The organism is Pseudotabrizicola sp. L79, assembly GCF_036553525.1.
Classification (GTDB): Bacteria; Pseudomonadota; Alphaproteobacteria; order Rhodobacterales; family Rhodobacteraceae; genus Pseudotabrizicola.
This window is the reverse complement of sequence record NZ_JAZHDA010000046.1, coordinates 695,079-708,423: the sequence shown is the minus strand read 5'-3', so window position 1 is coordinate 708,423 and position 13,345 is coordinate 695,079. Positions and strand designations below refer to the sequence as shown.

Genomic DNA, 13,345 nt, shown 5'->3' with positions numbered 1-13,345 from the left:
GTTTGTTCGTGGGGGGTGTGCGGGCGGGGCTCTTTTTCTCTGTACGGGGGCGGCGGGGGGGCCCCAGTGTCTGCGGGAGTTTGTGGTGTTATTAATCGCCCTGTGGGGGGGTTTCGGATCGGCCTGTTTATTTACAGAAAGGTGGGCGGGGGGTGTCCAACGGTCATGGGCACCTTCTTGTTTTAATAACGCGCGGGGGGGCGGGGGGGCCCCCCCCCCCTCGCGCCCGCTCAAAGGGAGCACTGACATGCTGATCCTTGAATGCCCCTATTGCGGCGTTAAGGCCGAGGAAACCGAACTGGCCCCGGGGGGCGAGGCGCATCTCAAGCGGTTTGGTCCCGGTTCGGCCGATGAGGAATTCGAGGCCTACATGTTTGCCCGCAAGAACCCCAAGGGCGTGCACTTTGAACGCTGGCGCCATGCCTATGGCTGCGGCAAGTGGTTTCTGGCTGCCCGCTGCACCGCCACGCTTGAGGTGTTCGGCACCTATCCGGCGCAAAGCACCGAGCCGCCCGCAGATATCATCGACAAGATCAAGGCCAAGCGCCCCGATTGGAAGGGCTTCAAATGAGCACCCGTCTGAAATCCGGGGGGCGTCTGATCCAGCGCTCCCATCCTTGCGACTTTACCTTCAACGGCAAACGCCTGCGCGGGTTCGAAGGTGATACGCTGGCTTCGGCCCTGTTGGCCAATGACCAGATGCTGGTGGGCCGGTCGTTCAAATACCACCGCCCGCGCGGCATCGTGGCCAGTGGCGCCGAAGAACCGAACGCTTTGGTCAATCTGGGCCGCGGGGCGCGGTTGGAGCCGAACCAGCGCACCACCACGACCGAATTGTTTGATGGCCTGGAATCCAGCAGCCAGAACCACTGGCCCAGCCTTGAATTCGATGTGGGCGTGCTGAACAACTACGCTGCTAGGTTCTTGCCGGCTGGGTTCTATTACAAAACCTTCATCCATCCGCGTGCGGCGTGGAAGCATGTGTTTGAACCGATCATCCGCCAGTCTGCGGGCCTGGGCAAAGCGCCCAAGGATCGTGACGCGGATCGCTATGAACAGGCTTATGGCTTTTGCGATCTGCTGATCGTCGGCGGCGGTGTTGCAGGCTTGCAGGCGGCCTTGGTGGCGGGCCGGGCCGGGGCACGGGTCTGGCTGGTGGAACAGACCGCGCATTGGGGGGGCCGCGCGCCCGTGGACGGCGATGTGATCGATGGCAAATCGGCCAGCGATTGGATCGAGGCCGCGCTGACCGAATTGGCGGGGATGGAAAACGTCACGCTGAAGACCCGCACGATGGCGGCTGGTCTTTATGACCATGGCTATGTGCTGGCCGATGAGAAAGTGGCCGATCACAGCCCCGGTGACGGGCGCCCCAAACACCGCTTGTGGCGTATTCGCGCGACCAAGGTCGTTGCGGCAACCGGGGCGATCGAGCGCCCGTTGTCTTTTGCGGGCAATGATGTTCCGGGCGTGATGCTGGCCTCGGCTGTGCGCGATTATGTGGTGAACTGGGCGGTGTCGCCGGGGGATCGCACTGTTGTTGTCACGAACAACGATGATGCCTATCGCACCGCGATTGCCCTGCACGAGGCGGGGCTAGAGGTGGCTGCCGTGATCGACGCCCGCCCGCGGGCCGATGGTGCGCTGCCGCAAAAAGTGCGCGCGCTTGGCATCCGGGTTGAGGCTGGCAAAGCCATCGCCAAGGTCAAAGGTGCAAAGCGGGTCGAGGGTGTCGAGATTTGCTCTTTCGTGGGCGAAGGGTCAGCCACCACGCTGATCCCTTGCAATGCGGTGGCCATGTCTGGCGGTTGGTCGCCCGTGGTTCATCTGTGGAGCCATTGTGGCGGCAAACTGACCTGGGATGAGGATCAGGCGATGTTCCGCCCCGATGCCACCCGCCCGCCGCTGACCCATGATGGCAGCGCACTGGTCTGTGTGGCCGGGGCCGCCAACGGGGCCTTGCGCGATGCGGTGGTTGATGCGGACAACCAGATCAATATCGCGCTGGAAGCAATTGGCGTAAAAGGCAAAAAGCACAAGGCACCGGATCATTCCGGGGTCGAGGAAGCACCGCTTGAGCCGGTCTGGATGATGCCACAGGGCGCGCCGATTTCGTTGCGGTCCAAGATGTGGCTGGACTATCAGAACGATGTCAAAGTCTCGGATGTGCAACTTGCGGCCCGCGAGGGCTATGAAAGCGTCGAGCACACCAAGCGCTATACCACGCTTGGCATGGCAACGGATCAGGGTAAGCTAAGCAATATCAACGGCTTGGCAGTTCTTGCTGACAGTTTGGGTGCGGCGATCCCGTCGGTGGGCACCACCACCTTCCGCCCGCCCTATACCCCGGTGCCGATTGGCGCCTTGGCAGGCGAGGCGCGCGGCGAGATCTTCCAGCCCCTGCGCAAGACGCCGATGCATGACTGGCATGAGAAGAACGGCGCGTATTTTGAGCCTGTGGGCTATTGGCGCCGCCCGTATTGCTTCCCGCGTGCCGGAGAAACGCATGAACAGGCTGTTCATCGTGAGGTGAAAAACACCCGGCAAGCCCTTGGTTTGCTTGATGCATCGACCCTTGGCAAGATCATCGTCAAGGGCCCGGATGCGGGCCGTTTCCTTGACATGCTTTACACTGGCGTGATGTCCACCTTGCCCATCGGCAAATGCCGCTATGGCCTGATGTGCAACGAACAGGGCTTCTTGTCGGATGACGGCGTGGTGGCGCGGATCGATGAGGACACCTGGCTGTGCCACACCACATCCGGCGGGGCCGACCGGATTCATGGCTGGATGGAAGACTGGCTGCAATGCGAATGGTGGGATTGGCTGGTGTTCACCGCCAATGTGACCGAACAATATGCCCAAGTGGCCGTGGTTGGCCCCAATGCCCGCAAATTGCTGGAGCGGTTGGGGGGCATGGATGTGTCGAAAGAGGCGTTGCCCTTCATGGGCTGGGCTGACGGAACTTTGGGCGGCTTTCCGGTGCGGGTTTACCGGATCTCGTTCTCGGGCGAACTCAGCTATGAAATCGCGGTTCCGGCCAGCCATGGCGCAGCCTTCTGGCAAGCCTGCCACAAGGCGGGGGCTGATCTGGGGGCCATGCCTTATGGCACCGAGGCGTTGCATATCATGCGGGCCGAAAAGGGCTTTATCATGATCGGCGACGAAACCGATGGCACCGTTATCCCGCAGGATCTGGGCCTGTCTTGGGCCATCTCCAAGAAAAAGGCCGATTATCTGGGCAAGCGCGGGCAAGAGCGCAGCTTCCTTGCCTCGGACGCGCGGTGGAAACTGGTGGGCTATGACACGCTGGATGGCTCGGTGATCCCGGATGGCGCCTATATCGTGGCACCGGGCACCAATGACAAAGGTCAGGGCAATGTGCAGGGGCGCGTGACCTCGACCTATTTCTCGCCCACATTGGGCCGGGGCATTGCCATGGGTCTGTTAAAGCACGGGCCAGACAGAATGGGCGAAACGGTGGAATTCACCAATGCCAAGGGCGGCACCATCAAGGCCCGCGTCGTCAGCCCGGTGTTCTATGACCCGGAAGGGGAGAAGCAGAATGTCTGAACCGGTTTCCGCCCTGAAGGGGGCACAGTTCGACGGCTTTGCCAGTATTCGTGAGATTGGCCCGATGGGCATGATCACCCTGCGTGCGAAAGCCGGCACCAAGGGGCTGGAGGCCGCGATCAAGGCCGCCACTGGCTGTGCGCTGCCAGCCCTGCGCCGGATTGAGGTGCAGGGAGAACGGGCGGCGGGCTGGATGAGCCCGGATGAATACCTGCTGATGCTGCCCTATGCCGAAGTGGCGGCGGCCCTGTCGGCGATCAAGGCTGCGCTGAAGGGCCAGCACCATCTGGCGGTCAACGTATCCGATGCACGGGCGGTTTTCCGCATCGAGGGGGCCAAGGCCGATCAGGTGTTGCGCAAGCTGTCTCCGGTTGATTTTGACATGCTGCAACCGGGCGAGTTGCGCCGCACCCGCACGGCCCAGGTGGCAGCGGCCTTTTGGGCGGATGATGCCGGGTTCACGCTGGTCTGCTTCCGTTCGGTGGCGGATTATGTGATGGGGCTGCTGACACATTCGGCCCAGCCGGGCAGCGCGTTTTAAGCGGGGATGGGGGGCTGACTGCCCCCCAAACCTGGTTCGCCTGCGCCAAAACGCACTTCGCAAAGGCTTTTGTGAAAAGACAAAGGGTTACAGGCCAACCATCCGACGAATATCGGCAGGGCTGGCGCCTTCGGCCCGGAATTTCGCCAAGGCGCGGGCGTCATCGCGTTTGGCCAGCCGTTTGCCATGTTCGTCTCGGATCAGGCGGTGGTGGTGATACTGCGGGGTGGGCAGATCCAGCAGGGCCTGCAAGATCACCTGAATGGGCGTGAATTCGAACAGATCCTCTCCCCGGATCACATGGCTGATACCCTGATCGGCGTCGTCAAAGGCCGAGGCAAGGAAATAGGCCACGATGTCTTCGCCCTTGCGCGACAAGACCACGTCGCCAATCCGGGCGCGGGCCTGATCGGGATCAACCTGATGGGCACCCGCATGGGCGGGACCGGTTTCGGTAAACACCAACGGGCGGTCTGCAAGGGCGGCAAGGGCGGCGTCAAGGTTCAGCCGCAGGGCATCGCCCGGTTGGCGGCTGTCTATCGAGCGGTGGCGGCAGGTGCCGGGATAGACCTGAAAGGCCACCCCTTCTTGCGGGGCAGACAGGGCCGCGCGAATATCGGCGCGGGTGCAAGAGCACGGGTAGAGCAAACCGCGTGTCGCCAAGGGGGCGAGGCGGCTGTTGTAACGGTCGATTTTGTTGGCCTGATGCAGCACAGGCCCATCCCAGGTCAGGCCCAGCCATGCCAGATCGTCGATGATCTGCTGAACGAATTCCGGGCGGCAGCGATCAAGATCGGTGTCTTCCATCCGCAGCAGAAAGCGGCCCTGTGCGGCGCGGGCCATGTCATGCGCAAGAAGGGCCGAATAGGCGTGGCCCAAATGCAGCGGGCCCGTGGGCGATGGCGCAAAGCGCGTTACGAAAGCCACGCGGTAAAGGCCTCTTTGGCACGGTCGGTATAGGCTTTGTAACGGTCCTTGCGCCCGCGCCGCCCGCCCTTGGCATCAATCGGGGGAAACAGGCCAAAGTTCACATTCATCGGCTGAAAGGTTTTGGCCTCGGCCCCGCCGGTGATGTGGGTGATCAGTGCGCCCATGGCCGTGTCTGGTGGGGGTGGGGGCAGGGTGCGGCCCAAGATCTCGGCCGCTGCCATCCGCCCCGCCAGCAGCCCCATCGCGGCGCTTTCGACATAGCCTTCAACCCCCGTGACCTGCCCCGCAAAGCGGATGTTCGGCCGTGATTTCAGCCGCATCTGATCATCCAGCAGGGTGGGCGAGTTGATAAAGGTGTTGCGGTGAATGCCCCCCAGCCGGGCAAAACTGGCCTCCTCAAGCCCGGGGATCATCTTGAACACCTCGGTTTGCGCGCCGTATTTCATCTTGGTCTGAAAGCCCACGATATTATACAGCGTGCCCAATTTGTTATCGCGGCGCAGTTGCACCACGGCATAGGCCTTTTCCTCGGGCTTATGCGCATTGGTCAGGCCCACCGGCTTCATCGGGCCGTGGCGCAGGGTTTCGCGGCCCCGTTCGGCCATGACCTCGATCGGCAGGCAGCCATCGAAATAGCCCGCCGTTTCGCCTTCGTGAAATTCGGTTTTGTCAGCCGCCAACAGGGCGTCGATAAAGGCCTCATACTGCGGCTTGGTCATCGGGCAGTTGATATAGGCCGTGCGCTCCTCCTCGGTCTCGCCCTTGTCATAGCGGCTTTGCAGCCAGGCCACATCCATGTTGATGGAGTCGGCATAGACGATGGGGGCGATGGCATCGAAAAAGGCCAGATGTTCGGCGCTGGTGGCCTGGCGGATGCTGTTGGCAAGGGCACCACTGGTCAGCGGGCCGGTGGCGACGATCCAATGGCCTTGCGTCGGCAATTCGGGAATTTCTTCATACGAAACCGAAATGCGCGGATGCGCCATGATGCGGGCTGTCACGCTTTCGGCAAAGGGATCGCGGTCAACGGCCAAGGCACCACCGGCAGGCAAGCGGTGCAAGGCGGCCTGTTCCATGATCAGACCATTGGCGGCCCGCATTTCCCAGTGCAATAGACCAACGGCGTTGCGTTCGTCATCATCCGAGCGGAAGGAGTTGGAGCACACCATCTCGGCCAAAAAGCCGCTGCGATGCGCGAAAGTGCCAACCTTGGGCCGCATTTCGTGGATCACCACGTCAACGCCCATATTCGCCGCTTGCCATGCGGCCTCTGACCCGGCCATTCCGCCGCCGATGATGTGCAATGTCTTGTTCATAGCCAGCCAGATACGCCGCAGGCGGCGCTGTTTCAAGCCAGCAGATCAGAAATCAACCGCCCCAAAGGGGCGGTCAACCGGGGCCTGTGCCATTTACAAACCGGGAAGCGCCGTCAGGATGCCGCGCTGATCGAATGTGGCCTTGCCTTTGGCGCCAAAGGTATAGCGGCCGCCAAGGCTGAGATAGTTTTCCGAGCCAACCGACTGAACCCAGCCGCGCCCGACCTCTCCGTAAATCGAAATCGTATCAGTTGCCGCCACATCGCCCGTCAGACCCAAACGCACGACATCATCCCCGTCGATGCGCAGGCTGTCAAATTGCGCGCCAAGGTCAATCCGGTCGGTCACCGCATAGCTGCCCCCAAGGCCCAAGGTCGTGGCATTGATGCCGCTGTTAGTGATCATGCCCACATAAACTTCGGTGGACAAACCGTTGCCTTGATGGCCGACTTCAGCGCCCAGATAGGTGACATCGTCCTTGAACGGGCCAAAAGACAATTCATCGCGGCCCAGATATGCGCCGATCGAAGTGGCGTCGTTGACATGATAAATGCCATGAAGGGCGATGTTGGTGCCATCGGCATTGGTAAAGCCAAAGACAGACAAGCCCAGATCGGCCTGCACCGAAAATTCGGGGGAAAAGCCGATCTCGACCGAGCCTTTCAGCGAGGTCTTGTCCAGATCATTCAGCGGGCTTTCGGTGAATTTTGAATATTCCAGCGCGACCGACCCGCCGGTGATGTCAAACGCTGATGCAGAAGACGACAGAAAGCCAACGCCCAGAAGGGTGGCGATTGCTGCGCGATACATGGGTGCCTCGGATGTTTTTTGTTATCTGCGGCCAAGATAGCGGTCAGCGGGGCGGCTGCCAATGCTATTCTTGCAGCGCGCGGCTGTGCAGGGCTGCGCGCTCGGTGGCCACATCGTCGGGGCCCATCGGTCGGCCCAATTGCGCGGCCTTGAGAAAGAACCCTTGGGCGGGTTGGCCCCCTGACAGACGCCCTTCACACAGGCTGGCGCGAAACGGCAGACCCATGGCTGCGTCTTCTTCCATCAGGGCTTCCAGCGCGGTGGTCAGAACAGAAACGCGCCAGCCCAGATCCCGGGCCAGCGCGCCATAGGTTGTCGTCTTGCCACATCTGGCCAGATCAGCCAGACGCGCGGCAAGGTCATTCATCCGACGTTTCCGCCACACGGGCGACCGAGACCACTTCTTCGTCTTTATCGACGTTGAACACCCGCACCCCACCAGCCGAGCGGGAGCGGAAGCTGATCTGGTCAACCGGAACGCGGATCGACTGCCCGCTGTCTGTGGCCAGCATGATCTGGTCGCTGAACGCCACCGGGAACGAGGCCACAATCCGTCCGCCCCGCGGGCCGGGCGAGATGGCCTTGACACCCATGCCGCCACGGCCGCGCACGGGGTAGTCATGGCTGGATGACAGCTTGCCCGAACCGCCCCGCGTGATGGTCAGGATCAGATCCTCGGCGGCTGACATTTCTGCATAGCGTTCGGGCGAAAGCTGCCCTGCGGCAACGCTGTCTTCATCCTCGTCGGCAGCATCATCTTCAGTCACCCCGGCCATCAGGCGACGCTGTTTCAGATAAGCGGCGCGCTCTTCGGGGGTGGCCTCAAAGTGGCGGATGATCGACATCGAAACGACGCTGTCCCCATCGGCCAGACGCACACCGCGCACCCCGGTTGACCCACGCGATTTGAACACGCGGATTTCCTGGGTGGAAAAGCGAATGGCGCGGCCCAGTTCGGTGACCAGCATGATGTCGTCATTTTCATCGGCAATCGCCGCATTCACCAGGCTGACGCCTTCGGGCAGGTTCATCGCGATCTTGCCGTTGCGTTTGACATTGGTGAAATCTGACAGATCGTTCTGGCGCACATCGCCATCGCTGGTGGCAAAGACGATCTGCAGGTTGCCCCAGTCTTCTTCCGCCGCATCGACCGGCATCAGGGCCGCGATGCTGATCCCGGTCTGGATCGGCAAGACATTGACCATCGCCTTGCCCTTGGCCGTGCGACCGGCAAGGGGCAAGCGCCAGGTCTTCATTTTGTAGACCATGCCATCGGTCGTAAAGAACAACAGCCAAGTGTGGGTGTTGGCCACGAACAGGGTGGTCACCACATCGTCTTCCTTGGTCTGCATGGATGACAGACCCTTGCCCCCCCGGTTTTGCTGACGGAATTCAGCCAAGGGGGTGCGCTTGATATAGCCGCCCGAGGTGATGGTCACGACCATATCCTCACGCTCGATCAGGTCTTCGTCCTCCATGTCGCCCGACCAATCGACGATCTCGGTCCGGCGCGGCACGGCAAAGGCGGCTTTCACCTCGCGCAATTCATCGGAAATGATCGACATGATGCGATCGCGGCTGCCCAGAATTTCAAGGTAATCCTTGATCTTGGCGGCCAGGTCTTCCAACTCGTCCGTCACTTCCTTGACGCCCAGTTGGGTCAGGCGTTGCAGGCGCAATTCCAGAATGGCGCGGGCCTGCGTTTCCGACAGGTTATAGGTGCCGTCGTCATTCATCTTGTGGGTCGGGTCGTCAATCAGCCGGATATAGGCGGCGATGTCGGCCGCGGGCCAGCGGCGCGTCATCAGTTTTTCCCGCGCCTCGGCCGCATCGGCACTGGCGCGGATGGTGCGCACCACCTCATCGACATTCGAGACAGCCACGGCGAGGCCGCACAGAATGTGGCTGCGTTCGCGTGCCTTGCGCAACTCATATGCGGTGCGCCGCGCCACCACTTCTTCGCGGAAGGTGATGAAATGCGCCAGAAAATCGCGCAATGTCAGTTGTTCTGGGCGGCCCCCGTTCAGTGCCAGCATGTTGCAGCCAAAGCTGGTCTGCATTGGCGTAAAGCGGAACAACTGGTTCAGCACCACATCCGGGGTTGCGTCGCGTTTCAACTCGATCACCACGCGCACACCGATGCGGTCAGATTCGTCCGCCACCCCGGCAATGCCTTCGATCCGCTTTTCGCGCACCAGATCGGCGATCTTTTCGATCATCGAGGCCTTGTTGACCTGATAGGGCACTTCGTCGATGACGATGGCAAAACGGTCTTTGCGCACTTCCTCGACATGGGTTTTCGCGCGAATGATCACGCTGCCACGGCCTTCGAGATAGGCTTTGCGGGCGCCAGACCGGCCCAGGATCAGCGCGCCGGTGGGGAAGTCGGGGGCGGGGATCAGCTCCATCAAGGCTTCGGTGGACATATCGGGGTTTTCGATCAGCGCCAAGGTGCCGTCGATCACCTCGCCCAGATTGTGGGGAGGAATGTTGGTCGCCATGCCAACAGCAATACCGCCCGCACCATTGACCAGCATGTTAGGAAAACGGGCCGGAAGAACCGTGGGTTCTTTGTCTTTCCCGTCGTAATTGTCTTGAAAATCAACGGTATCCTTGTCGATATCGGCCAGCAGGAAGGCGGCGGGTTTGTCCATGCGCACTTCGGTGTAACGCATCGCGGCGGCGGCATCGCCATCCATGCTGCCAAAGTTGCCTTGGCCGTCCAACAGCTTGAGCGACATCGAAAACGGCTGCGCCATCCGCACCAGCGCGTCATAGATCGCCGAGTCGCCGTGGGGGTGGTATTTGCCCATCGTGTCGCCGACGGGGCGGGCGGATTTGCGGTAGGATTTTTCGTGGGTGTTGCCGGTTTCATGCATCGCGAACAGGATGCGGCGGTGCACCGGCTTTAGCCCGTCGCGCAGATCGGGGATCGCGCGCGATACGATCACCGACATGGCATAGTCGAGATAGGCCGTCTTCATCTCGGCGGCGATGTCGATCTGTGGGCCGTCATAGACGGCGCGTTCGGGCTTTTCGCCTGAGATTTCAGTGTCTTCTGGCGTGTCGCTCATGTGAACGTGGCCTTTCGTCGGGCTTATCAATATTTTGTTGGCCTGACATTACACCATGCAAGGGATGGGGTGCAATGGCGGGGGAGGCCAGAGTTTGGCAGCCACGCAACAAGAGTGCCAACATACTGTAATCATTGATTTTTAATATGGATTTGGCATGATTCCACAAGGGGGAGGTTCAGCGTCGATCAGGAGGTTTGTCAGATGCGCGGAACTGAGACGGAACTGATGTTGAAAGGCTATGGGCTGACCACGGCCGAGCTTTACTACCGGATGCCCGATTATCGTAATGTTCTCAATAGCTTCATCTGGCAGGACTATGATCTGGCGCCGGATTACCCGGAATTGTTCCGGTTCATCGAATTCTGGCAGGGCAATCTGGATGGGCCGCTGCATTCGGTGCGGTTTACCCACCGCAAACTGATTGCCCCATCAGAATGGCGCAATGTGGTGGGGGAATTCAGGCTGCACTGACGGGGCGATTTTCAGGGGGCACCCGGCGTGCACCCCCCGTACACCCCCTGTGCAGACAAAATCTGCCATTGACTGGGCAGAGCAAATTCCCCCAAAACGTTGCGGCGCGATGGGGTAAGGTTTCGGGTAGGGGGCTTTAGGTGGGGCTGCGGCCCTAGGCGTCGGGCTTGCAGAACATGTCATAGACCAGCGCGATGGTGCGGCTGACCTTGGGGTCCTGGATGGAGTAAAAGATCGTCTTGCCATCGCGGCGGCACGAGACCAGACCTTCCAGCCGCAGGCGGGCCAATTGCTGGCTGACAGCGGCTTGGCGGCTGTCCAGCAGGCGCTCAAGCTCGGTCACCGATTTTTCACCCGACGACAGATGGCACAAGATCATCAGCCGGCCTTCGTGGCTGAGCGCCTTGAGAAAGGCCGCCGCAGCCTGGGCCTGCACCAGCATCTGGTCGGCTGACAAAGACACGCAGCCATCTGCCGCAGGGGCCTGATCGTGATCGCCGCGATTGAGGGGTGAACTGTCCAAAGCCATGGTCCAACTGCATTCCTGTTGCTGTCAGCTTAGCATGTGGCGCCTGTCAGTGCCAGATCAACCCCTGTGGCATGCCCATCACGGCGATGTTTCACCCCGAAATGTGGCGAAAAAGCTGATCCGGGGCCTTAGCGGCCCCGAATGCGGGGATCAAGCGCATCGCGCAGGCCGTCGCCGATGTAGTTGACCGACAACACCGTCAGCGAGATCGCAACGCCCGGCCAGATCACCCGCTGCGGATATTGCTGGATGTATTCCGCGCCATCAAACAACAGACGGCCCCAGGTGGGGAAATCAGGCGGAAAGCCAAGGCCAAGGAAAGACAAGGCGGATTCCGTGATGATGGCGCTGGCGATGCCCAAAGTGGCGGCCACCATGATGGGCGAGACGACATTGGGCAGGATATGGCGCAGGATCATCCGGCGGGAGGGCGTGCCGATGGACCGCGCGGCCAGAACGAACTCACGCTCTTTCAGCGCCAGAACCTCGCCCCGCACGACGCGGGCGGCCTGCATCCAACTGGTGACACCGATGGCGGTGACGATCAGCAAAAAGGTGCCGCCTTCGGGGCCAAAGGCCGCAGACAGCGGATCGCGGAACAAAAGCACCATGACCAGCAACAACGGCAGCAACGGCAGGGCCAGAAACAGATCGGTCAGGCGCATCAGCGGCCCGTCAAGCCGGCGGAAATAGCCTGCCATCACCCCAACCAGGGTGCCCAGCAGGATCGAGATCGTCATCGCTACCAAACCCACGGCGATGGAAACCTGCCCGCCCTTCATCATCCGGGCCAGCATGTCGCGGCCCAATTGATCGGTGCCAAGCGGGCTTGCAAAGCTGGGGGGTTTGTTGCGCGATTTGATCATCTCGGCCGCGTTGGGGTTGATCGCGGTCGGGTCTTTTGTCCAGATCAGCGGGCCGATGAAGACAAAGGCGATCAGCAGGCCAAAGACCAAAAGGCCGATGACCGCGCCTTTGTGCGTCTTGAACTGTGACCAGACATCTGCCCACTGGCTGCGGGGTTTTTCGATGACGACATCAGTCATAGCGGATCCTTGGGTCGAGAATGCCATAGAGGATATCGGCGATCAGGTTGAACAGCACGATCAGCACGGCGAAGATGAAGGTGAGGGTTTGCACCATCGGCAGGTCAGAGCCATGGATGGCGTTGATCAGCAGCGCCCCAAGCCCGTTCACGCGGAACACCTGTTCGGTGATGATGGCGCCGCCGAAAATGGTGGGAATGCCAAGCGCAATCACGGTGACAACGGGGATCATCGAGTTGCGCAGCACATGTTTCAGCACGACAACATGTTCGTTCAGCCCCTTGGCGCGGGCGGTGCGCACATAGTCTTGCCCAAGGTTTTCCAGCATGGACGACCGCATGTAGCGGCTGATCTGGGCGGCGTTATACAGCGCCAGCACCGTCACCGGCATGACCATCTGCTTGACCTGCAACAAAAAGCTGTCCCAGTCGGTGACACGCAGGCTGGTGTCATAGATGGACGGGAACCATTGCAACTGCACCGCAAAGACCAGGATCAGCACAAGGCCGGTAAAGAAGGTGGGCACCGAAAAGCCGACCATGGCGATGAAGGTGCCCAATTGGTCAAACCACGAATACTGGCGATAGGCCGAATAGATGCCGATGGGCAGCGCGATCAGCACGCCCAGGATGTAGGACGATCCGACCACGGTCAGGGTTTGCGGCATGCGTTCGACGATGATGTCAAACACCGGGCTGCGCGATTGCCACGACAGAATGCGCTGCATGCCCTCGGCATAGGTGGTGCCAAAGGTGGCATCGACCCAGATCAGCGGCTCGACCACGAAAAACTGTTTCAGCCACAGGACATAGCGCACATGAACGGGGTCATTCGCGCCCATGGATTCAAGGATCTTCATCCGCACATCCGGCGGCACGGTCAGCGGAATCTGGCTGGCGGGCGAGCCGGGGGCCAGATCGACCAGCAGGAAGATCACAAGACTGATGAACAGAAGCGTCGGGATGGCCAGCAAAAGCCGACGGATCGTGTAGGTAAGCATGTTGCGATGCCTTTGGTCAGCAGTCGGGGAGGGGGAAAGGGTGGGATGGGGC

General features: G+C 60.9%; 12 protein-coding genes. 4 read left to right on the top strand and 8 right to left on the bottom strand.

From position 1 onward, the window contains the following. Positions 1-247: 247 nt before the first annotated feature. Genes V3C85_RS11755 through V3C85_RS11745 form a run of 3 tightly spaced genes read left to right on the top strand, consistent with a single transcriptional unit; the run spans position 248 to position 4,114 of the window. A complete protein-coding gene (locus tag V3C85_RS11755; RefSeq protein ID WP_331795259.1) occupies positions 248-571 on the top strand; it encodes a sarcosine oxidase subunit delta in 324 nt (107 codons plus the stop codon). Beyond that, positions 568-3,573 carry a sarcosine oxidase subunit alpha family protein gene (locus V3C85_RS11750; protein WP_331795258.1) on the top strand — a complete coding sequence of 1,002 codons (3,006 nt, stop codon included), beginning with the start codon at positions 568-570 and terminating at the stop codon, positions 3,571-3,573. The genes V3C85_RS11755 and V3C85_RS11750 overlap by 4 nt, the downstream gene beginning before the upstream one ends. Continuing rightward, entirely contained in the window at positions 3,566-4,114 is a 549-nt protein-coding gene (locus V3C85_RS11745; RefSeq protein WP_331795257.1) for a sarcosine oxidase subunit gamma, read from the top strand. The genes V3C85_RS11750 and V3C85_RS11745 overlap by 8 nt, the downstream gene beginning before the upstream one ends. A gap of 87 nt (positions 4,115-4,201) precedes the next feature. Here V3C85_RS11745 and gluQRS read toward each other — a convergent pair whose 3' ends face one another. The 5 genes from gluQRS to gyrA form a co-directional block, all read right to left on the bottom strand. Next, the gene (gene gluQRS, locus V3C85_RS11740) at positions 4,202-5,041 is read right to left on the bottom strand and encodes a tRNA glutamyl-Q(34) synthetase GluQRS (protein WP_331795256.1); all 840 of its coding nucleotides are present in this window, start codon (positions 5,039-5,041) and stop codon (positions 4,202-4,204) included. Continuing rightward, entirely contained in the window at positions 5,029-6,360 is a 1,332-nt protein-coding gene (gene trmFO / locus V3C85_RS11735; RefSeq protein WP_331795255.1) for a methylenetetrahydrofolate--tRNA-(uracil(54)-C(5))-methyltransferase (FADH(2)-oxidizing) TrmFO, read from the bottom strand. Before trmFO ends, gluQRS begins: the two co-directional genes overlap by 13 nt. Positions 6,361-6,453: 93 nt before the next feature. After that, entirely contained in the window at positions 6,454-7,170 is a 717-nt protein-coding gene (locus tag V3C85_RS11730; RefSeq protein WP_331795254.1) for a hypothetical protein, read from the bottom strand. Between the two features lie 64 nt (positions 7,171-7,234). Further along, positions 7,235-7,537: a hypothetical protein gene (locus tag V3C85_RS11725; protein ID WP_331795253.1), complete on the bottom strand. Its 303-nt coding sequence runs from the start codon at positions 7,535-7,537 to the stop codon at positions 7,235-7,237. Beyond that, the gene (gyrA, locus tag V3C85_RS11720; protein WP_331795252.1) at positions 7,530-10,244 is read right to left on the bottom strand and encodes a DNA gyrase subunit A; all 2,715 of its coding nucleotides are present in this window, start codon (positions 10,242-10,244) and stop codon (positions 7,530-7,532) included. The genes V3C85_RS11725 and gyrA overlap by 8 nt, the downstream gene beginning before the upstream one ends. A 204-nt stretch (positions 10,245-10,448) precedes the next feature. Here gyrA and V3C85_RS11715 point away from each other — a divergent pair, with 204 nt between their 5' ends. After that, entirely contained in the window at positions 10,449-10,718 is a 270-nt protein-coding gene (locus V3C85_RS11715) for an usg protein (RefSeq protein ID WP_331795251.1), read from the top strand. A 154-nt stretch (positions 10,719-10,872) separates the two neighbouring features. Here V3C85_RS11715 and V3C85_RS11710 read toward each other — a convergent pair whose 3' ends face one another. From V3C85_RS11710 to V3C85_RS11700, 3 genes are all read right to left on the bottom strand, one after another. After that, complete coding sequence (locus V3C85_RS11710) at positions 10,873-11,160, bottom strand: ArsR/SmtB family transcription factor (protein WP_331795298.1); 288 nt, start codon at positions 11,158-11,160, stop codon at positions 10,873-10,875. A gap of 215 nt (positions 11,161-11,375) precedes the next feature. Continuing rightward, a complete protein-coding gene (locus V3C85_RS11705) occupies positions 11,376-12,293 on the bottom strand; it encodes an ABC transporter permease (protein ID WP_331795250.1) in 918 nt (305 codons plus the stop codon). Next, complete coding sequence (locus tag V3C85_RS11700) at positions 12,286-13,293, bottom strand: ABC transporter permease (protein WP_331795249.1); 1,008 nt, start codon at positions 13,291-13,293, stop codon at positions 12,286-12,288. The genes V3C85_RS11705 and V3C85_RS11700 overlap by 8 nt, the downstream gene beginning before the upstream one ends. Positions 13,294-13,345 lie beyond the last annotated feature (52 nt).

Bases quoted from the DNA above. Each gene is read 5' to 3' on its own strand.
- gyrA (WP_331795252.1), bottom strand. From the start codon at position 10,244: ATGAGCGACACGCCAGAAGACACTGAAATCTCAGGCGAAAAGCCCGAA.
- V3C85_RS11705 (WP_331795250.1), bottom strand. From the start codon at position 12,293: ATGACTGATGTCGTCATCGAAAAACCCCGCAGCCAGTGGGCAGATGTC.
- V3C85_RS11710 (WP_331795298.1), bottom strand. From the start codon at position 11,160: ATGCTGGTGCAGGCCCAGGCTGCGGCGGCCTTTCTCAAGGCGCTCAGC.
- trmFO (WP_331795255.1), bottom strand. From the start codon at position 6,360: ATGAACAAGACATTGCACATCATCGGCGGCGGAATGGCCGGGTCAGAG.
- V3C85_RS11715 (WP_331795251.1), top strand. From the start codon at position 10,449: ATGCGCGGAACTGAGACGGAACTGATGTTGAAAGGCTATGGGCTGACC.
- V3C85_RS11750 (WP_331795258.1), top strand. From the start codon at position 568: ATGAGCACCCGTCTGAAATCCGGGGGGCGTCTGATCCAGCGCTCCCAT.
- V3C85_RS11730 (WP_331795254.1), bottom strand. From the start codon at position 7,170: ATGTATCGCGCAGCAATCGCCACCCTTCTGGGCGTTGGCTTTCTGTCG.
- V3C85_RS11700 (WP_331795249.1), bottom strand. From the start codon at position 13,293: ATGCTTACCTACACGATCCGTCGGCTTTTGCTGGCCATCCCGACGCTT.
- V3C85_RS11755 (WP_331795259.1), top strand. From the start codon at position 248: ATGCTGATCCTTGAATGCCCCTATTGCGGCGTTAAGGCCGAGGAAACC.
- V3C85_RS11745 (WP_331795257.1), top strand. From the start codon at position 3,566: ATGTCTGAACCGGTTTCCGCCCTGAAGGGGGCACAGTTCGACGGCTTT.
- V3C85_RS11725 (WP_331795253.1), bottom strand. From the start codon at position 7,537: ATGAATGACCTTGCCGCGCGTCTGGCTGATCTGGCCAGATGTGGCAAG.